The sequence below is a fragment of the Nonomuraea sp. NPDC003754 genome, assembly GCF_053605785.1.
The window spans coordinates 61,554-83,702 of record NZ_JBSGJX010000010.1 but is presented as its reverse complement, the minus strand read 5'-3'; the positions used below and the strand labels follow the sequence as shown (position 1 = coordinate 83,702).

The 22,149-nt window shown below is 74.0% G+C and carries 24 protein-coding genes; 10 read left to right on the top strand and 14 right to left on the bottom strand.

Going from position 1 to position 22,149, the window contains the following annotated elements; all coding sequences use genetic code 11:
* Nucleotides 1-31 precede the first annotated feature (31 nt).
* Both ACWEVS_RS15155 and ACWEVS_RS15150 read right to left on the bottom strand, forming a co-directional pair.
* On the bottom strand, nucleotides 32-916 hold the full coding sequence (locus ACWEVS_RS15155) for a hypothetical protein (protein WP_449925522.1): 885 nt from the start codon (nucleotides 914-916) through the stop codon (nucleotides 32-34).
* Nucleotides 917-1,135: 219 nt separating this feature from the next.
* Complete coding sequence (locus tag ACWEVS_RS15150) at nucleotides 1,136-2,083, bottom strand: aldo/keto reductase (protein WP_452551931.1); 948 nt, start codon at nucleotides 2,081-2,083, stop codon at nucleotides 1,136-1,138.
* Nucleotides 2,084-2,184: 101 nt separating this feature from the next.
* Between ACWEVS_RS15150 and ACWEVS_RS15145 the strand changes: the two genes are divergently transcribed.
* From ACWEVS_RS15145 to ACWEVS_RS15115, 7 genes are all read left to right on the top strand, one after another.
* Nucleotides 2,185-2,871, top strand: a complete 687-nt coding sequence (locus ACWEVS_RS15145) for a histidine phosphatase family protein (protein WP_449925519.1) — start codon at nucleotides 2,185-2,187, stop codon at nucleotides 2,869-2,871.
* Between the two features lie 9 nt (nucleotides 2,872-2,880).
* Nucleotides 2,881-3,429 (top strand): DUF3090 domain-containing protein, encoded by a 549-nt coding sequence (locus tag ACWEVS_RS15140; protein WP_449925516.1) that lies wholly within the window; start codon nucleotides 2,881-2,883, stop codon nucleotides 3,427-3,429.
* Complete coding sequence (locus ACWEVS_RS15135; protein WP_354907033.1) at nucleotides 3,426-4,178, top strand: SCO1664 family protein; 753 nt, start codon at nucleotides 3,426-3,428, stop codon at nucleotides 4,176-4,178. Before ACWEVS_RS15140 ends, ACWEVS_RS15135 begins: the two co-directional genes overlap by 4 nt.
* A 13-nt stretch (nucleotides 4,179-4,191) precedes the next feature.
* The gene (locus tag ACWEVS_RS15130; RefSeq protein WP_449925513.1) at nucleotides 4,192-4,851 is read left to right on the top strand and encodes an NRDE family protein; all 660 of its coding nucleotides are present in this window, start codon (nucleotides 4,192-4,194) and stop codon (nucleotides 4,849-4,851) included.
* A gap of 9 nt (nucleotides 4,852-4,860) precedes the next feature.
* Nucleotides 4,861-6,093, top strand: a complete 1,233-nt coding sequence (gene mshC, locus ACWEVS_RS15125) for a cysteine--1-D-myo-inosityl 2-amino-2-deoxy-alpha-D-glucopyranoside ligase (protein ID WP_449925510.1) — start codon at nucleotides 4,861-4,863, stop codon at nucleotides 6,091-6,093.
* Between the two features lie 65 nt (nucleotides 6,094-6,158).
* Nucleotides 6,159-6,575, top strand: a complete 417-nt coding sequence (locus ACWEVS_RS15120; protein ID WP_354907030.1) for a CBS domain-containing protein — start codon at nucleotides 6,159-6,161, stop codon at nucleotides 6,573-6,575.
* Nucleotides 6,576-6,580: 5 nt separating this feature from the next.
* Nucleotides 6,581-8,077 carry an FAD-dependent oxidoreductase gene (locus ACWEVS_RS15115; RefSeq protein WP_452551929.1) on the top strand — a complete coding sequence of 499 codons (1,497 nt, stop codon included), beginning with the start codon at nucleotides 6,581-6,583 and terminating at the stop codon, nucleotides 8,075-8,077.
* Here the strand turns inward: ACWEVS_RS15115 and ACWEVS_RS15110 are convergent.
* The 9 genes from ACWEVS_RS15110 to ACWEVS_RS15070 all read right to left on the bottom strand — a co-directional run bounded on the left by ACWEVS_RS15110 (nucleotide 8,006) and on the right by ACWEVS_RS15070 (nucleotide 17,260).
* Nucleotides 8,006-8,992: a UDP-glucuronic acid decarboxylase family protein gene (locus ACWEVS_RS15110; RefSeq protein ID WP_452551927.1), complete on the bottom strand. Its 987-nt coding sequence runs from the start codon at nucleotides 8,990-8,992 to the stop codon at nucleotides 8,006-8,008. The genes ACWEVS_RS15115 and ACWEVS_RS15110 overlap by 72 nt on opposite strands.
* Nucleotides 8,989-9,846 carry a glycosyltransferase family 9 protein gene (locus tag ACWEVS_RS15105; protein ID WP_449925501.1) on the bottom strand — a complete coding sequence of 286 codons (858 nt, stop codon included), beginning with the start codon at nucleotides 9,844-9,846 and terminating at the stop codon, nucleotides 8,989-8,991. Before ACWEVS_RS15105 ends, ACWEVS_RS15110 begins: the two co-directional genes overlap by 4 nt.
* On the bottom strand, nucleotides 9,837-10,514 hold the full coding sequence (locus tag ACWEVS_RS15100; RefSeq protein WP_452417907.1) for an SDR family oxidoreductase: 678 nt from the start codon (nucleotides 10,512-10,514) through the stop codon (nucleotides 9,837-9,839). The genes ACWEVS_RS15105 and ACWEVS_RS15100 overlap by 10 nt, the downstream gene beginning before the upstream one ends.
* Nucleotides 10,515-10,608: 94 nt before the next feature.
* Nucleotides 10,609-11,952 carry a PfkB family carbohydrate kinase gene (locus ACWEVS_RS15095; protein WP_449925497.1) on the bottom strand — a complete coding sequence of 448 codons (1,344 nt, stop codon included), beginning with the start codon at nucleotides 11,950-11,952 and terminating at the stop codon, nucleotides 10,609-10,611.
* Nucleotides 11,949-12,500 (bottom strand): D-sedoheptulose-7-phosphate isomerase, encoded by a 552-nt coding sequence (locus ACWEVS_RS15090; RefSeq protein WP_452551924.1) that lies wholly within the window; start codon nucleotides 12,498-12,500, stop codon nucleotides 11,949-11,951. The genes ACWEVS_RS15095 and ACWEVS_RS15090 overlap by 4 nt, the downstream gene beginning before the upstream one ends.
* On the bottom strand, nucleotides 12,485-13,672 hold the full coding sequence (locus ACWEVS_RS15085; RefSeq protein ID WP_452551922.1) for a glycosyltransferase: 1,188 nt from the start codon (nucleotides 13,670-13,672) through the stop codon (nucleotides 12,485-12,487). Before ACWEVS_RS15085 ends, ACWEVS_RS15090 begins: the two co-directional genes overlap by 16 nt.
* Nucleotides 13,669-14,661 (bottom strand): glycosyltransferase family 9 protein, encoded by a 993-nt coding sequence (locus ACWEVS_RS15080; RefSeq protein WP_449925490.1) that lies wholly within the window; start codon nucleotides 14,659-14,661, stop codon nucleotides 13,669-13,671. The genes ACWEVS_RS15085 and ACWEVS_RS15080 overlap by 4 nt, the downstream gene beginning before the upstream one ends.
* On the bottom strand, nucleotides 14,658-15,644 hold the full coding sequence (locus tag ACWEVS_RS15075) for a glycosyltransferase family 2 protein (RefSeq protein WP_452551919.1): 987 nt from the start codon (nucleotides 15,642-15,644) through the stop codon (nucleotides 14,658-14,660). The genes ACWEVS_RS15080 and ACWEVS_RS15075 overlap by 4 nt, the downstream gene beginning before the upstream one ends.
* Nucleotides 15,641-17,260, bottom strand: coding sequence for a carbamoyltransferase family protein (locus tag ACWEVS_RS15070; RefSeq protein ID WP_452551917.1), 1,620 nt, complete (start codon nucleotides 17,258-17,260; stop codon nucleotides 15,641-15,643). The genes ACWEVS_RS15075 and ACWEVS_RS15070 overlap by 4 nt, the downstream gene beginning before the upstream one ends.
* A 61-nt stretch (nucleotides 17,261-17,321) precedes the next feature.
* On the opposite strand from ACWEVS_RS15070, the gene ACWEVS_RS15065 reads away from it, so the two are divergent.
* Genes ACWEVS_RS15065 through ACWEVS_RS15055 form a run of 3 tightly spaced genes read left to right on the top strand, consistent with a single transcriptional unit; the run spans nucleotide 17,322 to nucleotide 19,059 of the window.
* Nucleotides 17,322-17,846 carry a D-glycero-alpha-D-manno-heptose-1,7-bisphosphate 7-phosphatase gene (locus ACWEVS_RS15065; RefSeq protein ID WP_354907020.1) on the top strand — a complete coding sequence of 175 codons (525 nt, stop codon included), beginning with the start codon at nucleotides 17,322-17,324 and terminating at the stop codon, nucleotides 17,844-17,846.
* Entirely contained in the window at nucleotides 17,843-18,751 is a 909-nt protein-coding gene (locus ACWEVS_RS15060) for a glycosyltransferase (protein WP_452551916.1), read from the top strand. The genes ACWEVS_RS15065 and ACWEVS_RS15060 overlap by 4 nt, the downstream gene beginning before the upstream one ends.
* A gap of 47 nt (nucleotides 18,752-18,798) precedes the next feature.
* Nucleotides 18,799-19,059, top strand: a complete 261-nt coding sequence (locus ACWEVS_RS15055; protein WP_354907018.1) for a WhiB family transcriptional regulator — start codon at nucleotides 18,799-18,801, stop codon at nucleotides 19,057-19,059.
* Here ACWEVS_RS15055 and ACWEVS_RS15050 read toward each other — a convergent pair.
* From ACWEVS_RS15050 to ACWEVS_RS15040, 3 genes are all read right to left on the bottom strand, one after another.
* Nucleotides 19,025-19,483, bottom strand: a complete 459-nt coding sequence (locus ACWEVS_RS15050; protein ID WP_449925476.1) for a pyridoxamine 5'-phosphate oxidase family protein — start codon at nucleotides 19,481-19,483, stop codon at nucleotides 19,025-19,027. The two genes, ACWEVS_RS15055 and ACWEVS_RS15050, sit on opposite strands and share 35 nt — an antisense overlap.
* Nucleotides 19,484-19,791: 308 nt before the next feature.
* The gene (locus ACWEVS_RS15045) at nucleotides 19,792-21,378 is read right to left on the bottom strand and encodes an ABC-F family ATP-binding cassette domain-containing protein (RefSeq protein ID WP_452417918.1); all 1,587 of its coding nucleotides are present in this window, start codon (nucleotides 21,376-21,378) and stop codon (nucleotides 19,792-19,794) included.
* Between the two features lie 137 nt (nucleotides 21,379-21,515).
* Nucleotides 21,516-21,995, bottom strand: coding sequence for a peptide deformylase (locus ACWEVS_RS15040; RefSeq protein WP_354907016.1), 480 nt, complete (start codon nucleotides 21,993-21,995; stop codon nucleotides 21,516-21,518).
* Nucleotides 21,996-22,149 lie beyond the last annotated feature (154 nt).

The following is a 22,149-nucleotide window of genomic DNA, read 5'->3' as shown; positions in this document are numbered from 1 at the left end:
ACGGCACCCGCCGGAGGGCGCCGACCCCGGGTCAGGCCAGGCGGTGGCGCCCGCCGCCGACGCGCATCGGCTCGAACGGGATCGACTCGGGACGCTCCTCGCGGCCCCGCCGTGACTGCATCACCCTGGCCGCCAGCACCGCCGAGGCCAGCAGCACCGCCGTCAGCGTGGTGCCGAGCACGTCGGACTCGGGCTCGCTCGGCCGGACCACCTGGCCGCCGATGCGGTCGGACAGCTTCTCGGAGAAGGGCCCCGGCCACAGCAGCTCCACCCGCGGGTCGTCGGGGTCGACGGGCGCGGGCTCGGGCGGCACGACCTCACGGGTGGTCCTGAGCTGCGGCCTGCTCATGGGCGGCACCGTTGCCTCGGTGGGCGGCGTCACGGCGTCCTTGCGCCGCCTGGCAGGCGTGGCGCTGGGGGAGGGCGAAGGGCTCGCGGCGGGCTCGGCGGAGGCGGGCGGCTCGGTCGCGGGCCGTTCGACGGGGCTCAGCACGCCCTCACCCTCGCAGGCCAGCACCGGCAGGCAGACCTCCTCCAGGGTGCTGGAGACCAGGTCGTCGCCGCGGCCGGTCGGCTGCCCGCCGGGCTCCTCGCGCGGGGTGCCGGGGGAGCGGGTGGAGGTGGGAGCGGGCTTGGCGGTGGGCGCCACCTCGCCCACCGGGGCGAGGACGGTGTCCGTCGTCCTGTCGACGGTCTCGGTCACCGGCGACAGCGAGTTGCCCGTGACGCCGTCGACCACGTCGGTCACCCCGTCGACCAGGTCGCACACCCCGCTGGTCACGCCGGACAGCAACCCGCCGCCGCGCTCGCAGTCGCGCGCCTGGGCCTGCGCGGAGCCGGCGCCGATCGGAAGCGCGGCCAGCGCCAGCGCGAGGAGGCCGGCCGAGACCGTGGTTCTGTGGCGTCCTGCGCCCATCTACCCCTCCTGTGTCGTTCTCCCGATGGACAGCTTTGTTGAGGCGAAGCCGTTTTCCACGCAAAGTTACGATTCGATATCGAGTAGTGATACGCGAGGGTGACTCTCGTTCGGCTGCCCGGACATGCGACGCACCCGGACGCGCGAAAGACAGGCCCAGCCTACTCACGTTGATCATCTCGGCGCATGTCCCGCACGGCCGCGCGCGGGCGGAGCCCGTCAGTCGAGGGAGGAGACGTCGTCAAGCGCCTCACGGATCTCGCGGGGCAGCTCCACGTCCTCCGCCTGAAGGATGCCTTTCAGCTGGGTGTGGGTGCGCGCGCCGACGATCGCCGACGAGACGCCCGGCTGGTCACGCACCCACGACAGGGCCACCGCCAGGGGGGAGACGCCGAGCCCCTCGGCGGCGGTGGTGACCGACTCGACCACCCTGCGGCAGCGCTCGTCCAGGTAGGGGCGGACGAAGTCGGCGAAGTGCGGGGTGGCGGCGCGGGAGTCGGCGGGGATGCCGGTGCGGTACTTGCCGGTCAGCACCCCTCTGCCCAGCGGCGACCAGGCCAGCACCCCGGCCCCCACGTGCTCGGCCGCGGGCAGGACCTCCCGCTCGGGGTCGCGGGCCAGCAGGGAGTACTCCACCTGCGCGGCGGTGATCGGGATCCGGCCGGGCGTCGCGCGCTGCGTCACCGCCGCCGCGGCCAGCTGCCAGCCGGAGTAGTCGCACACGCCGGCGTAGACCGCCCTGCCGGAGGAGACGATCGCGTCGAGGGCGCCCAGCGTCTCCTCCAGCGGCACCTCGGGGTCGTAGGTGTGCAGCTGCCACAGGTCGACGTAGTCGAGGCCGAGCCGGGCCAGCGAGGCGTCGACGGCGGCGATGAGGTGGCGCCGCGAGGCGTCGCGCGGTCGCCGCCCTGCGGGGGTGAGCACGGCCTTGGTGGAGACGACCAGCTCCGAACGCGGCACCGCGTCCCTGAGCAGCAGCCCGAGCAGCCGCTCGGCGTCGCCGCCGGTGTAGACGTCGGCCGTGTCGATCAGGTTGCCGCCCGCCTCGGCGAAGGCACGCAGCTGCGCCGCGGCCTCCTCGGCGTCGGTGTCCCTGCCCCAGGTCATCGTGCCGAGGCCCAGACGGGACACCGAGAGGCCGCTCCGACCGACATAGCGTTGTTCCATGAAGCTCCGGCGCTCCCATCTGTCGATCAGGGCAGGGAATCCGGCCAGGCTACCGCTCGCCCGGGCGAACAAACGTGATCGACGCCTGCAAGACTTGTCTCATGGCGACCGTCCTCCTGGCCAGACACGGCCTCACCGCTCTGACCGGTCCCGTCCTCGCCGGCTGGACTCCTGACGTCCATCTCAGCGACGCCGGCGGCGCGCAGGCCAAGGCGCTGGCCGAACGGCTGGCCGCGGTGCGCCTGGACGCCGTCGTCTCCAGCCCGCTCGACCGCTGCCAGGAGACCGCGCGGGCCGTGGCCGAGGACCGGGGCCTGGAGGTGCGGACCGACGACAGGTTCGGCGAGTGCGGCTACGGACAGTGGACCGGACGCCCCCTGGCGGAGCTGGCCAAGGAGCCGCTCTGGCAGGTCGTGCAGTACCACCCCAGCGCGGCGGTCTTCCCCGGCGGGGAGGCGATGGCCGACGTCCAGCGCCGCGCGGTGGCCGCGGTACGTGACTGGAACGAGCGACTGGGGGAGAAAGGCGTCTACCTGGTGTGCACGCACGGCGACGTGATCAAGGCGATCGTCGCCGACGCTCTGGGCCTCCACCTCGATCAGTTTCAGCGCATAACGGCTGATCCGGCCTCCGTGACGATCATTCGCTACACCCCCTTGCGCCCCTTTCTCCTCACCCTCAACGATGTGGGGGAATTGCGGCTCCCCGAGGGTTCGGAGGAGAAAGACGGGGGAGAAAACATCACCGGGAGCGATGCCGCCGTCGGCGGCGGATCAGGAACCACGTAAGGTCGGGCTATGCCGGTCTTCGACTACGACCCACCAGAGAGGTTCGTGGCGGGTGCCCTGGGGCAGCCGGGGGCACGGATCTTCTTCCTGCAGGCGCGAGCCGAGGGCAGACTGACCACGGTCGCTCTCGAGAAGCTGCAGGTCGCCGCCCTCGCGGGCAAGCTCGAGGAACTGCTCGACGAGGTGCTCAGGCGCACCGGCGGCAGCGCGCAGGTGCCGGCCGTCGCCCCCACCGAGCTCATCGACAACGCCCCGCTCGACCAGCCGATCACCGAGGACTTCAGGGTCGGCACCATGGCGCTGGCCTGGGACCCCGACCGCGACCAGGTCATCGTCGAGGCCCAGGAGATCACCGACGAAGAGGACCTGGAAGCGCCGGAGCCCTCGATGCTGAGGGTCCACATCAGCGCGGGCGCCGCCAGGGCCTTCTCCCAGCGCGCGCTGAAGATCGTGGCGCAGGGCCGCCCGCCCTGCCCGCTGTGTGGTCAGCCACTCGACGCCGAAGGCCACATCTGCGTGCGCCTCAACGGCTACCGCGGAGGTGAGGTCACTACGTGAGCGTGCCCGAGCGCGAGCTTGAAGACCTTCGCTACGACGAAGACGCTGCCCTCAGGCTACTCAGAGACGGCCGGCTGGAAGTGGCGGGCCGCCTGGTCGAGGCCACGAACATGACCCTCTACTGCGGCATCACGCTCGACGGCCGCTCGGCGGCCTGCGTCTACAAGCCGGTGCGCGGTGAGCGCCCGCTGTGGGACTTCCCCGACGGCACGCTCGCCGCCCGTGAGGTGGCCGCCTACGAGGTGTCCAGAGCCACGGGCTGGCGCATCGTGCCGCCCACGGTCTACCGCGAGGGGCCCTTCGGCCCCGGCATGTGCCAGCTGTGGATCGACACCGACGAGAACATCGACCTGATGAGCCTGATCCGCAGCCGTCACCCCGCGCTGCGGAAGATGGCCGTCTTCGACGCCGTCGTCAACAACGCCGACCGCAAGGGCGGCCACCTGCTGCCGCTGCCCGACGGCGAGACCATCTACGGCGTCGACCACGGCGTCTGCTTCTCCGCCGAGGACAAGCTCCGCACCGTGCTGTGGCAGTGGCGGGGCAAGACGCTGCCGCGCGAGGCCGTCGGCGTGCTGGCCAGGCTCGAACGCGAGCTGGAGTCGGGGCCGCTCGGCCGCCGCCTGCGCGAGCTGCTCACCCTCGCGGAGGTGGAGGCCACCTGGATGCGGGTCAGGCGGCTGCTCGACACCGGCGTGCACCCCTACCCCTCGGAGGACTGGCCCGCGATTCCCTGGCCGCCCATCTAGGTAGTCTGTGCCCGTGTGTACGGTCATCGTGCGGACGGGTGAGCCGCTGAGCCTGCTGGGTGTGCGCGACGAGTTCGCCGATCGGCCGTGGGAGGGTCCCGGCGAGTACTGGCCCGAGTATCCAGGCGTCGTCGGCGGGCGCGACCTCAAGGCGGGCGGCACGTGGCTGGCCGCCCTGCCCGCCCGCGCCCGCGTCGCCGCGGTGCTCAACGGGTACGGCCTGCCGGCCGACGAGCGCACCAAGATCTCCCGGGGCGAGCTGCCGCTGCGCGCCGTGGTCGCCGGCGGGATGCCCGAGGCCGAGCTGCCCCGCTACGACCCCTTCCACCTGGTGGTCGCCGACCGCTCCCGCGCCCGCGTGTGGTCGTGGGACGGCGAGCGGCTGAGGACCGCCGACCTGCCCGAGGGCACCAGCGTCATCGTCAACAGCGGCCGCGCCGACGACCCCAAGGCGGTCGAGCTGCTGCCGCTGTTCGCCGCCGCGGCCGACTGGCACGACCTGGTGGGGGCGGCCACCGTACGGCACGAGCTGCCCGACGGCCGCGTCCACGCCTCGCTGTCGGCCACGCTGATCACCATCGGCGCGCGGCTGGACTACGACTTCTCCGATCTCAGCAGCTGGAATGCGGTGCCGCTGCCCCGCGTTGATCGTGGTGTTTCCCGAGACGGATAAGGTCAAAGCATGCGATCGTGGTCTGCCCCTGACGTTCCCAGCCTGCCCGGCGGAGCCGTACCCCTGAGGCTGTATGACACCGCGGCACGCCAGGTGCGGCTCACCGAGCCGGGGGCGACCGCCAGGATGTACGTGTGCGGGATCACCCCCTACGACGCCACCCATCTCGGCCACGCCAACACCTACCTCGCCTTCGACCTGGTGAGCAGGGTGTGGCGGGACGGCGGCCACGAGGTCCACTTCACCCAGAACGCCACCGACGTCGACGACCCGCTGCTGGAGCGGGCCGAGCAGACCGGGCAGGACTGGCGCGAGCTGGCCGAGCGCGAGATCGAGCTGTTCAGGACGGACATGCGGGCGCTGCGCATCCTGCCGCCGCGCGAGTACGTCGGCGTGACCGAGGTGGTCGACCAGGTCGCTGAGCTGATCGCGCAGCTGGCCGCCAAGGGCGTCACCTACACCCTCGACGGCGACGTCTACTTCAGCGTCGCCGACGCGCCCAAGTTCGGCGAGGTGTCGGGTTACAGCCGCGAACAGATGCTGGCGCTGTTCGGCGAGCGCGGCGGTGACCCCGGCCGTCAGGGCAAGCGCGACCCGCTCGACTGGCTGCTGTGGCGGGCCGAGCGGCCCGGCGAGCCGTCGTGGCCCTCGCCGCTCGGGCCCGGACGTCCCGGCTGGCACGTGGAGTGTACGGCGATCGCCCTGGCCAACCTCGGCGCCGGCTTCGACGTCGCGGGCGGCGGCTCCGACCTGATCTTCCCCCACCACGAGTGCGGCGCCTCCGAGGGCTACGCGGCCAGCGGCGAGTGGCCGTTCGCCAAGTTCTACACGCACGCCGGCATGGTCGCCCTCGACGGGGAGAAGATGTCGAAGTCGCGCGGCAACCTGGTCTTCGTCTCCAAGCTGCGCGTCGAGCACGACCCGATGGCCGTCAGGCTCGTGCTGCTGGCCCACCACTACCGCGCCGACTGGGAGTACACCGGCGACCAGATCGAGGCGGCGGAGGCCAGGCTGCAGCGGTGGCGTGCGGCCGTGGCGCTGCCCGCCGCGCCGCCCGCCGGCGAGCTGCTGGCCACGGTGCGCGAGCGGATGGCCGACGACCTCGACGCGCCGGGCGCGCTGGCCGCCGTCGACGCGTGGGCCGCCGCGGCGCTGGCCGGAGACGGCCAGGACGCCGCCGCGCCCGGCCTGGTACGCGACCTGGCCGACGCGCTGCTCGGCGTCGACCTCCGGAGCGCGTAACCGATCCGTCCCCGTTTCGGCGGCGATTCCGCGGGCAGCGGGCGCATGACGAAGGGAGACAGATCATGCCGAGCGCACGGGAGATCATGACCCCGGACCCGGAGTGCGTCAACGCCGACGAGTCGATCCAGGAAGCCGCGGAGAAGATGGCCAGGCTCGACGTCGGATCGTTGCCCATCTGCGGCACCGACGACCGGCTCAAGGGCATGCTCACCGACCGCGACATCGTGGTGAAGGTGCTGGCCAAGGGCAAGGACCCGAAGTCCTGCCTGGCCGGTGAGCTTGCCCAGGGCGAGGCCGTCACCATCGGCGCCGACCACGACGCCAGGGAGATCCTGCGCACGATGGCCACGCACAAGGTCCGCCGCCTGCCGGTCATCGACGGTCACCGGCTGGTCGGCATCGTGGCGCTGGCCGAAGTGGCGAAGGCGCTGCCGGACGCCAAGGTGGGTGACCTGCTCGACGCGCTCACCAGCGACTGAGCGCGATGGAGCAGGTCCCCGGGCCGTCCATGGCCTCCTACTGGATGGACAGCGCGGCCCAGCCCGACCGGCCGCCGCTGACCGGCGACGTCCGCGCGGACGTCGCCGTGCTCGGCGGCGGCATCGCCGGGCTGAGCATCGCGTGGGAGCTGACCAGGGCCGGCCGCTCGGTGGTGGTGCTGGAGGCCGGCCGGATCGCCTCCGGCGTCACCGGCCACACCACCGCCAAGCTGTCGGCCCTGCACACGCTCGTCTACTCGTCCCTGAACGCCGAGGACGGCAGGCTGTACGCCCGCTCGCAGACGGAGGCCGTCGCGCACGTGGCCCGCACGTGCGCGGAGCTCGACCTCGACTGCGAGCTGGAGCGGGCCGCCGCCTACACCTACACCGACACCACCGAGGGACTGCGCCGGATCAGGGACGAGGCGGAGGCGGCCAGGCAGGCCGGCCTGCCCGCCGAGTTCGTCACCGAGACGGCGCTGCCGTACCCGGTCGTGGGCGCGGTCAGGGTGCGCGCCCAGGCGCAGTTCCACCCCCGCAAGTACCTGCTCGGGCTGGCCGCGGCGATGGAGGCGCGCGGCGCGCGCATCTACGAGCGGACCCGCGCCGTACGGCTGGCCGACGGCAAGGTGAGCACCGCCGACGGCCGCGTCGTGACGGCCACCGACGTCGTGGTCGCCACCCACTACCCGATCTTCGACCGGGCGCTGCTGTTCGCCCGCATGGTCCCGCGCAGGGAACTGGTCGTGGCCGTGCCGATCGCCGAGGACGACGACCCGCACGGCATGTACATCACCCCCGAGCACGGCATCCGGTCGGTCAGGACGGCGCCCCGCGACGGCGGCAGGCTGCTGCTGGTGACCGGCGAGCAGTACCGGCCGGGCGAAGGCGGGGTCGGCGCCCGGCTGGACCGGCTGGCCGCCTGGGCGCGGGAGAGGTTCGGCGCGGCGCCCGTCTACCGGTGGGCCGCCCAGGACAACCACACCACCGACGGCCTGCCGTTCGTCGGCCCGCTGCACGCGGGCGCCCGCCACGCCTACGTGGCCACCGGCTTCGGCGGCTGGGGCATGAGCAACGGCGTCATGGCCGGGCTGCTCGTCGCCGCGCTCATCGGCGGCGAGGAGCGGCCCTGGGCGGGTCTGTACGACCCGCGCAGGATCCACCCGCTGCGCGAGGCGGGCGCGCTGCTGAAGGCACAGGCCTCGGTGGCCGCCCACTTCGTCGGCGACCGGTTCGGCGCCGGCGGCGAGGAGGACCTGGCCCGCCTGCTGCCCGGCCAGGCCGCGGTGGTGAAGGTCGGCGGGGAGCGGTGCGCCGCCTACCGCGACGCCGACGGGCGGGTCTACGCCGTGTCGGCCGTGTGCAGCCACCTGGGCTGCGTCGTCGGCTTCAACGACGCCGAGCGGACCTGGGAGTGCCCCTGCCACGGGTCACGCTTCGCGCTGGACGGCACGATCCTCCAGGGACCCGCCACCGAGCCGCTCAAGCGAATCGAGCTGTGAGAACCACGCCACCGTACGGCGCAGTCCCTCCTCGGCTCCGACGCGGGGCCGCCAGCCCAGCTTCGCGGCCGCCAGACCGGTGTCGGGCCTGCGGACCTTCGGGTCGTCGACGGGCCGGTCGATGAAGCGGATCGGCGAGGACGAGCCCGCCAGGTCGCGGATCAGCTCGGCGAGCCGGATCATGGTCAGCTCGTCGGGGTTGCCGATGTTCACCGGGCCGGCGAAGTCGGTGTCCGCCATGCGCAGGACGCCGTCCACGGTGTCGTCGACGTAGCAGATGGAACGGGTCTGGCTGCCGTCGCCCGTCACCGTGATCGGCTCGCCCACCAGCGCCTGCCTGACGAACGTGGGGATGGCCCTGCCGTCGAAGGGCCGCATGCGGGGGCCGTAGGTGTTGAAGATCCGGACGATGCCGGTGTCGGTGCCGTGCGAGTTGCGGTAGGCCGTGGTCAGCGACTCGGCGAAACGCTTGGCCTCGTCGTAGACGCTGCGCGGCCCCACGGGATTGACGTTGCCCCAGTACGTCTCCCGCTGCGGGTGCTCGAGCGGGTCGCCGTACACCTCGCTGGTCGAGGCCAGCACGAACCGCGCGCCCTTCTCCTTGGCCAGGCCGAGGGCGTGCAGCGTGCCCAGGCTGCCGACCTTGAGCGTCTCGATCGGGTGCCGCAGGTAGTCGGCGGGCGAGGCCGCGGACGCGAAGTGCAGCACGAGGTCCACCTTGCCCGGCACGTGCACGAACCCGGTCAGGTCGCACTCGATGATGTGCAGCCCCGGGCGGCCCAGCAGGTGCTCCAGATTGCGGGGGGAGCCGGTGAGGAAGCTGTCCATGCAGATGACCTCCGCCTCCCGCTCCAGCAGCTTCTCGCACAGGTAGGAGCCGAGGAACCCGGCGCCTCCCGTCACCACAGCTCTCATCGCGACATCGCCTCGATCACTTCGTCGACGTGGATGGCCAGCAGGCCAGGATCGGGGGAGGCGCCGTGCGGATCGCCGGTCGTGCCCTTCCACAGCACGGTGTGCGGCCCGTCGGCGGGCGGCCCCCACACGGCCGGCGAGACGGGGCCGAACAGCAGCACCGACGGGGTGCGGTAGGCGGTGGCCAGATGGGCGACCCCCGTGTCGCCGCACACGACCATCCGGGCGTCGCGGACCAGCGCGGCCAGCTCGCGCACCCCGGTGCGCCCGGCGAGCACCCTGGCCCCCGAGTCGCCGGCCACCCGCTCGGCCAGCCCGCGCTCGGCCGCGCTTCCCGTGACGGCCACCTGCTCGCCCCGGGCGCGCAGCGCGGCGACCACCGCCGCGAACCGGTCCGCCGGCCACCTCCTGGACGGGGCGGCCGCCCCTGGATGGACGACCACGGGCCCGCCGCGGTCGCCGCGCCCGAGGTACAGGTCGCCCGGGTCGGCCCGCACGCCGTACCATTCCAGCAGCTCGCACCAGCGGCGCACCTCGTGCACGCCCTCGCGCCAGGCCGGACCGCCGTCGCCGTGGGCCAGCAGCCGCCGCGGCCCGGTGGCGCGCAGCGCGCGCGTGCTCTGCGGCCCCCTGCCGTGCAGGTTGACCGCGATCTCAGGCTTCTCGTACGGGACGGGCCCCGGCCCCCGCACCTCGATCACCTCGTCCACCGGCAGCAGCGGCCGCAACGCCGAGGGCCCGGCCAGCACGAGACGGTGGCGGGGGAAGGCACGGCGCAACGCCCGCAACGCCGGCACGGCCGTCAGCAGGTCTCCGAGCCCCAGCCCCCGCAGCACCAGGACCTCTAGGGCCACGAGGTCTCCGTGGACGGGCAGACCACCAGCTCCCGCACCTCGCAGCCGGGCGGCTGCGACAGCGCGAACACCACCGTCTGCGCCACGTCCTCGGCCCGGTTGAGCCTGGCGCCGGGGCCCGGCTTGTACTGCTCGGGCCGGTCGTCGAAGAAGTGCGTCGACATCCCGCCCGGCACCAGCATCGTCACCCCCACCTGCCCCGCCAGCTCGGCGGCCAGCGCCCTGGTGAAGCCGACGACGCCGAACTTGGACGCGCAGTAGGCGGTCGCGTCGCTGAGCGCGCGCAGCCCCAGCGTCGAGGCACAGGTCACCACCCGGCCCGAGGACCGCCGCAGGTACGGCAGCGCCGCCCGCACGACCGTGGCCGTGCCCAGCAGGTTGACCCTGATCACGCGCTCCCAGTCGGCGGCGGGCACGTCCTCCAGCCGGCCGCAGGCGTCGATCCCGGCCGCGGTGACCACCCCGTCGAGCCCGCCCGCGCGCTCGGCCAGCTCGGCCACCGCCCGCTCGGCCTGTTCCCGGTCGGACACGTCGGCCGGCGCCTGGTCGAAGCCGTTCCCGGCGCGGACGTCGATCACCAGCGGCCTGCCTCCCGCCTTCGCGACCGCCTCGGCGACCGCCAGGCCGAGTCCGGAGGCCCCTCCGGTGATCAGGATGTTTCCCAGCATCGATTCCTCCTCGTGCTTGCCGCGTCGCGACTCGTGCTTCCTGTGTCGCGGCTCATGCCTGCCGCGTGGCGGCTCGTGCCTGCCGCGTGGCGGCTCATGCCTCCTGCATCGCGGCGATGAGCCCGGTCGTGGACCGGCCCGGAACGCTGGCCAGCACCACGGTCTCGGCGCCGACACGGCGCAGCGCCGCCGCCTCGGGCAGCCGGCGCCCGGAGTAGTCGCCGCCCTTCACCCACACGTGCGGCCGCAGCCGTTCGATGGCCGCGCTCGGGGTGTCCTCGTCGAACACCATGACCGCGTCCACGCAGCCCAGCGCCCTCAGCACCTCCACGCGGTCGCGCTGCCCGACCACGGGCCTGCCGGGCCCCTTGAGCCGCTTGGCCGAGGCGTCGGAGTTGACGCACACGATCAGCGCGTCACCGAGCGCCCTGGCCCGGCGCAGGAGGCTCACGTGCCCCGCGTGCAGCAGGTCGAAACACCCGCCGGTGGCGATCAGCCGTCCGCCGCTCGCCCTGACCAGCTCGGCGACCTCCAGCGGCGTGCGCGGCCGGTCGCCCATCTCGTGGTGCTGCAGCCGGACGGCCGCCGCGCCGCCGCCCTCGACGAACCTGGAGGCCTCGCCGACGCCGACGGCGACCGCGTCCTCCACCGGCAGCCTGTCGCGCAGGGCCAGCGCCGCCGCGCCCGCGAACCTGTCGCCCGCGCCGCACACGTCGTGGCCCAGGGTGAACGTCGGCGGCGGGATCCTGCGGTGGTGCCCGCCCGCGTGGGCCAGCGCCGCGCCGTGCGGGCCCAGCGTCACCGCGACGGCCTGCGCGTGCAGGGCCTTGGTCAGGTGGCGGGCCGCCTGGTCGGGGCCGGCGTACGGCAGCGGGCACAGCTGCCTGGCCTCCGCCTCGCTCGGCGTGATGAGCGTGCACCCCGGCACGGGCGGCGTGCCCTTGGGGTGCGGGTCCCACACGATCGGCACGGCGACCTCGCCCAGCAGACCGGCCAGCGTGGCGGCCACGCCCCTGCCGTAGTCGGAGACGAGCACGGCGCCGGCGGCCAGCACCGCCGCCCGGACGGCCGCGGTCACGGGCCCGGCCGCGCGCCCGTCGCCGGTGTCGATCCTGGCCAGCGTCTGCCCGCGGGCCCTGAGCCTGGTCTTGCACACGGTGGAGCCGTGCAGGGGCAGCCTGACCACCTCGAGATGGCCGTTGAGCAGCGAGCGCAGCGTACGGCCCTGCTGGTCGTCGGCCAGCGCGGTGACCAGCACCACCTGCGCGCCGTCGCGGGCCGCCAGCAGCGCCGCCAGTCCCGCCCCTCCCGGACGCCGGTGTTCCTCCTCGACGTCGACGACCGGCACGGGCGCGTCGGGTGCGAGGCGCTCGGCCGTCCCCTCGATGTCGACGTCCAGCAGCGTGTCGCCGATGACGACGAGCGGTCCTGTCTTCACGCGCACGCCTCCTCGATCGAGTCGCACAGCAGGTGGATCATCGCCAGGTGCACCTCCTGGACGGTCGCCGTGTCGGACTCGGGCACGGCGACGACCTCGTCGCTCAGCTCGGCCAGCGGGTTGGGCGCCCTGCCGGTCATGGACCAGGTGGTGAGGCCGCACTCGCGCGCGGCCCGCGCCGCGGCCAGCACGTTGCCGCTGGCGCCGCTGGTCGACAGGCAGATGAGCACGTCGCCCTGGCGGCCGTGCGCGCGGACCTGGCGGGCGTAGACCGCGTCGGCGCCGAAGTCGTTGGCGATGGCGGTCACCGACGAGGTGTCGGCGTGCAGCGCGATCGCGGCGAACGGCCGCCGCTCCCCCCTGAACCTGCCCACCAGCTCGGCCGTCAGGTGCTGGGCCTCGGCGGCCGAGCCGCCGTTGCCGCACACCAGCAGCCTGCCGCCGCAGCCGAGGATGTCGGCGAGCTTGTGCCCCCACGCCTCGACCGTCGGCGCCAGGTCGGCGCTCATCGACAGCGCGTCGCGCAGCCTGGTCAGGTGCCTGTGCATGTCATCCCCCTCACCCTGTCCCCCAGCACGCTGAGGTAGACCGCCTCCGTCTGCTCGGCCACGTGCGGCCAGCCGTAGCGCTCCCTGGCCCTGCGCGCGCCCGCCGCGCCGATCTGGGCCGCCCGGTCCGGATGGTCGAGCACGTCGCGCAGGGCGCGGGCCAGCGCCTGCGGGCGGCGCGGCGGAACCAGCACGCCGCAGCCCGCGACGGTGTCGAGGTGGCCGCCGACCGCGGAGGCGATCACCGGCACGCCGCAGGCCATCGCCTCGAGCGGCACCATGCCGAACGGCTCGTACCAGGGCACCGTCACCACGACGTCGGCCGAGCGCATCAGCGCGGGCACCTCGTCGCGGGGGACGCTGCCGATCACCCGCACCCGGCCGGCCAGGCCGTAGGCAGTCGCCAGCTCCGACAGCCTGACCGCCTCGGGATCGTCGGCCGAGCCGCCGGCGATCACCAGCTCCGCGTCGGGCACCTCGCGCAGCGCCCGCAGCAGCGTGTCGACGCCCTTGCGCGGCACCAGCCTGCCGATGCTCAGCACCCGCCTGGCCGCGCCCCTGGCGGCCGGCGGCCCGCCGGGGGTGAAGTGGTGAAGGTCGACGCCGCAGGGCACGACCGTCACCCGGTGGTCGGGCACGCCCATGGCGCGCAACTCGGTCACCTCGTCGGCGCAGGTCGCCAGGACGGCCGCCGCCCGCTGCCCGATCTGCGTCTCCACGGCGATCCGGCCGGGCGGGCTGGTGTCGGCCCTGCCCTGCCAGCGCCGCTTCACCGTGCCCAGCGCGTGGAAGGTCTGCACCACCGGCCGCCCCCGCGCGGCCAGCAGCGCGGCCCTGCCGCTCATCCAGAAGTGCGCGTGCGCCACGTCCGGCGGCCGTGCCGCCCACCGGCGCGCCAGCTCCCTGGCGAAGGCCGGCATGTACGGCGGCAGCTCGTCCTTCGGCACCAGCACGGCGGGCCCCGCGGTGATGTACTCCACCCGCACCCCCGAGGTCATCGGCACGCTCCGCGGCTGGTCCGGCGAGCTTCGCCTGGTGTGCACCACGACCTCGTGACCGCGTTCCGCCAGCGCGGCGGCCAGCGCGGCCACGTGGACGTTCTGGCCGCCCGCATCGACCCCGCCGATCGCCGCCAGCGGATCGGCGTGCTCGGAGATGAGATCGACTCTCATGGGACCAGCTCCCTCACTGCTTTGACGACCTGTTCCGCCGTCACTCCCGACAGGCATGGATGCCCGATGACCGGGCACACGCGTGCCCTCGTGTCCCTGCAGGCGGCCCGCTGGTCGCCGAGCAGCACGCACGGCACGCCGTACGGCGCCCAGCGCCCCGCCGGCACCACCGGCGCGAAGAGGCTGACCACCGGGGTGCCGACGGCCGCGGCCAGGTGGGCGGGCCCGGTGTTGCCCGCCACGAGCGCGCACGCCTCGGCGAGCACCCCGGCCAGCTCGGGCAGGCTCGTCATGCCGCCCAGGTCGACGCCGTGCCGCCCGGCCACCCGCGCCGTCAGCTCACGCTCACTCCTGCCGCCTGTGACCACCACCGTGAAGCCCTCGCAGGACAGCGCCTCGACCGCCTCCGCGTGCCGCTCGGGCGGCCACGCGCGGGCCGGCGCCGTCGTGCCCGGATGGACGACGACGTAGCCGGGCGGGCCGACGATGCTCGGCGGCGGCGCCTTGACGGCCAGCCCGGCGCCATCACCGGGCCCGAAGCCCGCCGCCGTCGCGACGGCCAGCATCCGCTCGGCCTCCGGCAGGTGCCTGGTCTCGTCGACCTGGACCCTGACGTCCAGCAGTGACCCCGGATAGTCGTTGCTGATCGCGGCGATCCGCCGGACGCCCCTCAGCCGCAGCAGCAGGGCGAGAGGCAGGGCCGACTGGTGGAAGGAGGTGAGGATCAGCGCCTGGTCGGCGTCGGGCAGCAGCTCCATGAGACGGGCCACGTGCCGCCGGGTGACGGGCGGCGGATCGGCGTCGATCCACGGGGTCCGCCACTCGATCACCCGGTCGACGCCCGGCAGGAGCTCGGCCGCCGCCCGGCCCAGCGGCCCCGCCAGGAGCACCACCTGCCCGGCATGGGCGGCGACCGCGCGGATGGCCGGACCGGCGAGGAGAACGTCTCCCGCGCTGTCCGGCCTGGCCACCAGGACGGTGCCGGTCACCGGCGCACCCTCAGCTCGCCGCGCAGCCGGTGCAGGCAGGCGGCGGGCGGGATGGCGATGCTCGTCACCGCCATCCTGGCCACCTCTACAGGCGTGCGCGGCCCCGGCGCGATGCGCTCCCAGGCGAACCTCGCGGTGAGCGCCGCCCACCCGGCCGCGGCGGCCAGCCCGGCGACCAGCACGGCGGCCGGCACGGCGCGCCTGCCGCCGGCGAGCGGGACAGCCTGCGCGCCCCGACCCAGCGCGCCCCGACCGAGTGCGCCCCGACCCTGCGCGCCCCGACCGAGTGCGCCCCGACCGAGCGCACCCAGGCCCATTGCGCCCAGGCCCAGCGCGCTCAACCCCAGCGCGGTCGTGGCCGCGTGGCGCGGCAGCAGCCCCCGCGCCCCGATCCGCGCCCGCCAGCCGGGCCCGTGGATCCGGCGCATCAGCGCGTCGTCGGCGTTGCCCCGCTGGAAGCGCACGCTGGCCCAGAACCCGTCGTCCCGCACCGGATGGCGCGTCAGCCGCTCGCCCCTCACCAGCCGGAAGCCCGCCTCACGCACGCGCAGCGCGAGATCGGCGTCCTCCCGGTAGGCCCGGGGGAAGCGCTCGTCGAAACCGCCCACCAGCTCCAGCACGTCGCGCCGGTAGGCCATGTCGGCGGTGATCCAGTCAGCGCCGGCCAGGCCCGCGGTGTTGCGCTCGGCGTCGGTGGGCCGGCGGCCGACCGGCAGCGGCACCTCGATCCTGCCCTGGCTGCCGCCCACGTCCTCCGGCAGGTCCGCGAGATCCTCGGTGAGCGCCTTCAGCCATCCTTCGCCGGGCACCACGTCGTCGTCGAGGAAGACCACCCACGGCGTGCGCGCCTGCCGCCATCCCCTGTTGCGCGCGGCCGCGGGCCCCCGCCGCTCGGTGTCCTCCACCACGATCACCGGCACCCCGTCCGGGATGGCGTCCACCAGGGAGGGCCGCCCGACCGTGGGGATCACCACGGTGATCACACCGGCCTCCGCACCACGAACGGCCCCAACACGAGCACGTCGACCGGCGAGGAGCCGAAGCACTCCAGCGCGTCCCTCGGCGAGTCGACCATGGGCCTGCCCGCCGTGTTGAGGCTGGTGTTGACCACCACGGGCAGCCCCGACAGCCGCTCGAACCGTTCGAGCACCTCGGCCATGAGCGGGTCGTGCTCCCGCGAGACGGTCTGGATGCGCGCCGTCCCGTCCACGTGCACCACGGCGGGGATCCGCTCCCGCCACTCGGGCCGCACGTCGTGGACGAACAGCATGTACGGCGAGGGCACCGGTCCCCGGCCGAAGATGTCACGCGCCCGCGACTCCAGCACCATCGGCGCGATCGGGCGGAACTGCTCGCGCCCCTTGACGTCGTTGAGCCGCTCGGTGTTGCAGGCGTGCCCGGGATGGGCAAGCAGGGAGCGGCGGCCGAGCGCGCGCGGGCCGTACTCGCTGCGGCCCTGGAACCAGGCCACGATCCGGTCGTCGGCCAGCGCCGCGGCCACCTCGCCGGCCAGATCGTCAGGCCGTGTGTACGGCACGCGCGCCACCCGCAGCCACGCCGCCAGGTCGCCCTCGCTCCAGCCGCGCCCGAGGTCGGCGCCTCGCATGGGCGCGGCGGGCTCGCCGTGCTCCTGGGCCAGGTGCAGGGCCCCGCCCAGCGCGGTGCCCGAGTCGCCGGCGGCCGGCTGCACCCAGATCTCCTCGAACGGCCCCTCGGCCAGCAGCCTGGTGTTGGCCACGCAGTTGAGCGCCACCCCGCCGGCCATCGCCAGGCATCGCGCCCCCGTCCTGCCGTGCAGCCAGGACGACAGCTCCAGCAGCACCTCCTCCAGCCGCGCCTGGACGCTGGCGGCCAGGTCGGCGTGGTCGGCGGTCCAGCTCTCGCCCGGACGGAGACGCTTGGCGAAGCCGCCCCAGTCGATCGGCTCGACGCGGAAGCCGCCGTCGCCGGTGGCCGTGACGAGCTCGCGCAGCGCGTCCAGGTGGCGGGGCGTGCCGTAGGAGGCCAGCGCCATCACCTTGTACTCGTCGCTCGAGCGCAGGAAGCCGAGGTGCTCGGTCACCTCCTCGTACATCAGGCCGAGCGAGTGCGGCAGCTCCTGCGTGGCCAGCGTCGTCAGCCGGCCGTTCCGGTAGTGCCCGGCCAGGTGGGAGACGGCCTCCCCGCGGCCGTCGCACACCAGGACCGCGCACTCCTCGTACGGCGCGGCCAGCCCCGCCGACGCCGCGTGCGCGACGTGGTGCGGCACGAAGCGCACCTGGGCGGGGTCGAGCCCGGGCAGGGCCGTGGCCAGGAAGCTCGGCGCCCTGGTCGCGTAGATGGTGCGCAGTTCCTCCCACGGAGCCCCCGTCTCCGGCCGGACCAGCGCGGGGTCGTAGGAGTAGGCCACCGCGTCGAGATCCTCCGGCCGCAGCCCCGCCTCGGCCAGGCACCAGGCGGCGGCCTGCTCGGGCAGTTCCCACGCCGAGAACGGCACGGGCCGCTTGCCGTGCTTGCGGCGGCTGAACCGTTCCTCCTCCGCGGCCGCGACCACGGTGCCGTCGACCACGAGGGCGGCGGCCGGGTCGTGGAAGACCGCGTTTATCCCCAGGAACCTCATGGAGAACCGCTACCGAGAGAAGCGCTTGTTAAACACAAGGTAGGCGGGGTAGCGACCGGTCATGTTCACGCGACGCCCAGCGGCGGCCGTGCTTTTCGACCGCGATGACACCCTGATAAAAGATGTCCCTTACAACAATGATCCGCGACTGGTGGAGCCCATGCCCGGTGCTGTTGAGGCGCTGCGGGCGCTGAGGGCCGCTGGGATTCCCGTGGCGGTCGTGACGAACCAGTCAGGTGTGGCCAGAGGGTTCATCTCGCCCGACGAGCTCCATCAGGTCAACGAGCGGGTCGAGGAACTTCTCGGGCCGTTCGACGCCTGGGCCATCTGCGTCCACGGTGAGGACGCCGGCTGCGCCTGCCGCAAGCCGAACCCTGGCCTGGTGCTGAAGGCGGCGGGCACGCTCGGCGTCGACCCGGCCGACTGCGTGGTCATCGGCGACATCGGCAGGGACATGGAGGCGGCCAGGGCCGCCGGCGCCCGCGCCATCATGGTGCCGACGCCGAGGACCCGGCCGAGCGAGATCGCCGCCGCCCCCGAGGTCGCCCGCGACCTGCGCGAAGCGGTGGAACGGGTGCGCGCATGAACATCCTGCTCTGGCACGTCCACGGCTCGTGGACCACCTCCTTCGTGCAGGGCCGCCACACCTACCTCGTCCCGCTCACGCCGGGACGCGACGCCGACGGGCGGGGCAGGGCGCAGACCTTCGACTGGCCGGCCTCGGTGCGCGAGGTGCCCTGGGACAGGCTCGCCGCCGAGCACGTCGATCTCGTCGTCTACCAGCGCCCGCACGAGATCGAGCTGGCCAGGGACTGGCTCGGCAGGACGGTGCCCGGCGTCTACGTCGAGCACAACACGCCCAAGGGCGAGGTGCCGGCCACCCGCCACCCGCTGGCCGGGCAGTCGGCCGTCCCGCTGGTGCACGTCACCCACTTCAACGCCCTCTACTGGGACAACGGCATCGCGCCCGTGCACGTCATCGAGCACGGCGTCGTCGACCCCGGCCACCTCTACACCGGCGAGCTGCCGCGCGCCGCCGTGGTCGTCAACGAGCCGGTCCGGCGCGCGCGGGTGGCCGGCACCGACCTGCTGCCGGCCTTCGACGTGCCGCTCGACCTCTTCGGGATGAAGGCCGCCGAGCTGCCCTACCCGGCCTACGACCTGCCCCAGGCCGAGCTCCACCAGGCCCTCGCGCTGCGCCGCGCCTACCTGCACCCCTACCGCTGGACCTCGCTCGGCCTCTCGTTGATCGAGGCCATGATGATCGGCCTGCCCGTCGTCGCGCTCGCCGCCACCGAGGCGGTCGAGGCCGTCCCCCAGGAGGCGGGCGTGCTGTCCACCAGGCTCCCCGCGCTGGTCGAGGCGCTGTCGGCGTTCGTCGGCGACCCCGCCCTGGCCGCCCAGTACGGCAAGGCCGCCCGCACGGCCGCCCTCTCCCGGTACGGCCTCACCCGATTCCTTGACGATTGGAACAGTTTGTTGGGCCGGTGACCGGGTACGCGGAGTGAACACGTCGATACCGATATGTCTGGAATTCCATGTTCATCCTCGACCGCTCGCGCCGGGCCGCCTGCCTGGACGAGGACCCGGAGATCTTCTTTCCCATCTCACTCGAGGGCGCCGGACACGCCCAGGCCGAACGGGCCAAGGCCATCTGCCACGGCTGCCCCGTCCGGCTGCCCTGCCTCGACTACGCGCTGGCCACCCGCCAGGCGGACGGCGTGTGGGGCGGCATGGACCCGGCCGAACGCCGGGCGCTCGCCCTCACTCTCGAACCAGCCATCGCCCGTCACGCATGAGGTCGCGCCCCTCCAGCTCGTTGACCTCACGCCACGCCTGCACCTGCCGCGGCCGGACGCGGAAGTACAGGTAGCGGCCGCGCAGGCGCCGCGGATCGAAGCCGGTCTTGACCGCGAAGGCGTCGCCGAGCTCCGGCGAGATCTCCGCCTGCTCCAGCGTCTCCACGCTTCCCTCGATGAGGACGACGTCCCTGGTGTGGCCGAGAGCGAGCCTGGCCGTGCCCGACGCCACCAGATTGCGCGCGGTCGGGTTGCCCGCGGCCGTCGACAGCAGCAGGCTGGCGCCGTCCCACAGGAACGACAGCGGCATCAGGTACGGCCCGCCCTCCTGGTCGGCGGTGGCCACCCACGCGTCCACGTCGTTTTCGAGCCGGGCGAGGGTGTCCTTCCTGCGCTGCTCGGCGGTCCGGGCTTCGGAATGCATGTCTTTCCTCACGTCGTCGTGTCGAAGGCGCGTCGCCGGCACATCGGCGTCGCTCGCCGGGTCACCGTGATGACCCGGCGAGAGAGACAGGTGTGACCGCCGGCGGCGTCGAGAACCTGGGCGGCCGGCCGGCCACCATCGTCAGCAGAGTCTGCCGGAACCTGCCGCGCTCCCGCACCACCCGCCGCGACCCCGCCTCCCCGGCCGACCCCGCCTCCCCGGCCGCCGCCGCCTGCGACGACGTTCGCCGCCCGCTCCCGGCGGGGGAGCGTGCCTGCTCGCGGCCGGGGCCCGCGCGGTCCCGGCGCTCAGGCGAGGGTGATCAGGTCGGCGTAGCCGGCGTTCCAGAGGTCCTCCACCCCGTCGGGCAGCAGCAGCACCCGGTCCGGCCGCAGCGCCTCCACCGCGTCCTCGTCGTGCGTGACCATCACCACCGCGCCCTTGTAGGCGCCCACCGCCCCCAGCACCTCGGCCCGCGAGGCCGGGTCGAGGTTGTTGGTCGGCTCGTCGAGTAGCAGGACGTTCGCCCCCGAGCTGACCAGCCCCGCCAGCGCCAGGCGCGTCTTCTCGCCGCCCGACAGCACCCCCGCCGGCTTGTCGACGTCGTCCCCGCCGAACAGGAACGACCCCAGGACGTTGCGCGCCTCACCGTGGGTGAGGTGCGGCGCGGCGGCGGCGAGGTTCTGGCCGACGGTGCGCTCGGGGTCGAGGGTGTCGTGCTCCTGGGCGAAGTAGCCGAGCCGCAGGCCGTGCCCGTGCACCACCCTGCCGGAGTCGGGCGCGAGCCGTCCCGCCAGGATCTTCAGCAGCGTGGTCTTGCCCGCGCCGTTCAGCCCGAGCACCACCAGCCTGCTGCCGCGGTCGACGGCCAGGTCCACCCCGGACAGCACCGGCAGCTCGCCGTAGGACTTGACCAGGCTGACGGCGCCCAGCGGGGTCCGCCCGCTCGGCGCGGGCTCGGGCAGCCTGATCCTGGCCACCTTCTCGGTACGGCGGGCCGGCTGCACCCCCGCCAGCATCCTGTCGGCCCTGCGGGCCATGTCCCTGGCGCGGACGGCCGTCGCCACGTTGGACCGCATCCTGTCGGCCTGGGCGTGCAGCGCGGCGGCCTTGCGCTCGGCCGCCGCCCGCTGCCTGGCCCTGCGCCGCTCCGCGGTGGCGCTGTCGGCCAGGTAGGTCTCCCAGCCGGTGTTGTGCACCTCGATCCCGGCCAGGTCGGCCTCCAGCCGCCACACCCGGTTGACCACCTCGGCCAGCAGCCCGGTGTCGTGGCTGATCACCACCAGACCACCCGCGTAGCCGGCGAGGAACGAGCGCAGCCAGGCGATGGAGTCGCCGTCGAGGTGGTTGGTCGGCTCGTCGAGCAGCAGCGTGCCGCGCTCGGCGAACAACACCCTGGCCAGTTCGACCCGCCGCCGCTGCCCGCCGGACAGCGTGCCGAGCGGCTGGGCCATGACCCGGTCGGGCAGGCCGAGCCCCGCCGCGACCCTGGCGGCCGCCGCCTCGGCGGCGTAACCGCCGCGGGCCTGGAACTCGGCCTCGGCGCGCACGTAGCGCGACATGGCCGCCTCGCCGCCGGCCGCCATGTCGCGTTCGGCGGCGCGCAGCGCGCGTACCGCCTCGTGCAGGCGGCGAGCCGACAGGATGCGGTCGGTGACGGTGAGGCCGGGGTCGGCCGCCGCGGGATCCTGCGGCAGGTACCCGACCGGGCCGGTGCGGGTGACGACGCCGGCCGCCGGCGCGGCCTGACCGGCGAGGATCCGCATCAGCGTGGTCTTGCCCGCGCCGTTGCGGCCGACCAGGCCGACACGGTCGCCGGGGCCGACGTGGGCGGCGATGCCGGACAGCAGCAGACGGGCGCCGACGCGCACGTCGACGTCGCGAAAGGTAATCATGAGGTGACGCTCCGGAGAAGCCGATGGACACACGGGTGGCGTGAAAGCGGGTGTCCTGGCTAAGAAATCCGGGGCGTCGACATGGCGGAGAGGTTACGCGAGGCCGCCGTCCGGCCGCATCCGGTTTTCCGCCGCGCTCAGGGCGCCGCCGACTCCATGAAGCGGTCGCGCTCGTCGTCGCCCAGGCGGTCGACGAACAGCATGCCGTCGAGATGGTCGGCCTCGTGCTGCAGCACCCTGGCCAGCATGCCGATGGCCCGCACCGTGACGGGCTTGCCGTACATGTCGCGGCCCCGCGCCGTCACGCCGAAGGAACGCTCCAGCGGCCACCACAGCCCGGGCGCCGACAGGCACGCCTCGTCGGCCACGACCGTCCGCTCCGACAGCTCGAGGCGCGGGTTGACCAGGTGCCCGGCCCTGCCGTCGTAGTCGAAGACGATCACCCTCGCGCTCACCCCGATCTGCGGCGCGGCCAGGCCCGCCCTGCCGTGCCCCTGGCGCATCGTGAGGGTCAGCGCCTTCACCAGCCCCCGCAGCTCCTTGTCGAAGTCGGTCACCGGCCGCGCCACCTCGCGCAGCACGGGGTCGTCGAAAGCGCGGATGCGCTGTACGGCCACGGCAACTCCCCGAGATCGTTGTCGTCGTCCAGGAGACGATTCCCTGCGCCGCGGGCGGCGAACCGTCACATGCGGGCGCGGCGACCGCGCGCGCCGCCGCCGTCCGGCAGGACGGCGTTAACTCCGTGTTGCGGCCGTGAAACACATGCATTGC

What these genes read in the sequence shown, in the direction of transcription:
- ACWEVS_RS15100 (WP_452417907.1), bottom strand. Translation starts at nt 10,514, where the DNA reads ATGCTGGGAAACATCCTGATCACCGGAGGGGCCTCCGGACTCGGCCTG.
- ACWEVS_RS15115 (WP_452551929.1), top strand. Translation starts at nt 6,581, where the DNA reads ATGGAGCAGGTCCCCGGGCCGTCCATGGCCTCCTACTGGATGGACAGC.
- ACWEVS_RS15050 (WP_449925476.1), bottom strand. Translation starts at nt 19,483, where the DNA reads ATGCATTCCGAAGCCCGGACCGCCGAGCAGCGCAGGAAGGACACCCTC.
- ACWEVS_RS15140 (WP_449925516.1), top strand. Translation starts at nt 2,881, where the DNA reads ATGCCGGTCTTCGACTACGACCCACCAGAGAGGTTCGTGGCGGGTGCC.
- ACWEVS_RS15155 (WP_449925522.1), bottom strand. Translation starts at nt 916, where the DNA reads ATGGGCGCAGGACGCCACAGAACCACGGTCTCGGCCGGCCTCCTCGCG.
- ACWEVS_RS15070 (WP_452551917.1), bottom strand. Translation starts at nt 17,260, where the DNA reads ATGAGGTTCCTGGGGATAAACGCGGTCTTCCACGACCCGGCCGCCGCC.
- mshC (WP_449925510.1), top strand. Translation starts at nt 4,861, where the DNA reads ATGCGATCGTGGTCTGCCCCTGACGTTCCCAGCCTGCCCGGCGGAGCC.
- ACWEVS_RS15090 (WP_452551924.1), bottom strand. Translation starts at nt 12,500, where the DNA reads ATGCACAGGCACCTGACCAGGCTGCGCGACGCGCTGTCGATGAGCGCC.
- ACWEVS_RS15120 (WP_354907030.1), top strand. Translation starts at nt 6,159, where the DNA reads ATGCCGAGCGCACGGGAGATCATGACCCCGGACCCGGAGTGCGTCAAC.
- ACWEVS_RS15085 (WP_452551922.1), bottom strand. Translation starts at nt 13,672, where the DNA reads ATGAGAGTCGATCTCATCTCCGAGCACGCCGATCCGCTGGCGGCGATC.
- ACWEVS_RS15055 (WP_354907018.1), top strand. Translation starts at nt 18,799, where the DNA reads ATGTTCATCCTCGACCGCTCGCGCCGGGCCGCCTGCCTGGACGAGGAC.
- ACWEVS_RS15150 (WP_452551931.1), bottom strand. Translation starts at nt 2,083, where the DNA reads ATGGAACAACGCTATGTCGGTCGGAGCGGCCTCTCGGTGTCCCGTCTG.
- ACWEVS_RS15060 (WP_452551916.1), top strand. Translation starts at nt 17,843, where the DNA reads ATGAACATCCTGCTCTGGCACGTCCACGGCTCGTGGACCACCTCCTTC.
- ACWEVS_RS15065 (WP_354907020.1), top strand. Translation starts at nt 17,322, where the DNA reads ATGTTCACGCGACGCCCAGCGGCGGCCGTGCTTTTCGACCGCGATGAC.
- ACWEVS_RS15145 (WP_449925519.1), top strand. Translation starts at nt 2,185, where the DNA reads ATGGCGACCGTCCTCCTGGCCAGACACGGCCTCACCGCTCTGACCGGT.
- ACWEVS_RS15110 (WP_452551927.1), bottom strand. Translation starts at nt 8,992, where the DNA reads ATGAGAGCTGTGGTGACGGGAGGCGCCGGGTTCCTCGGCTCCTACCTG.
- ACWEVS_RS15045 (WP_452417918.1), bottom strand. Translation starts at nt 21,378, where the DNA reads ATGATTACCTTTCGCGACGTCGACGTGCGCGTCGGCGCCCGTCTGCTG.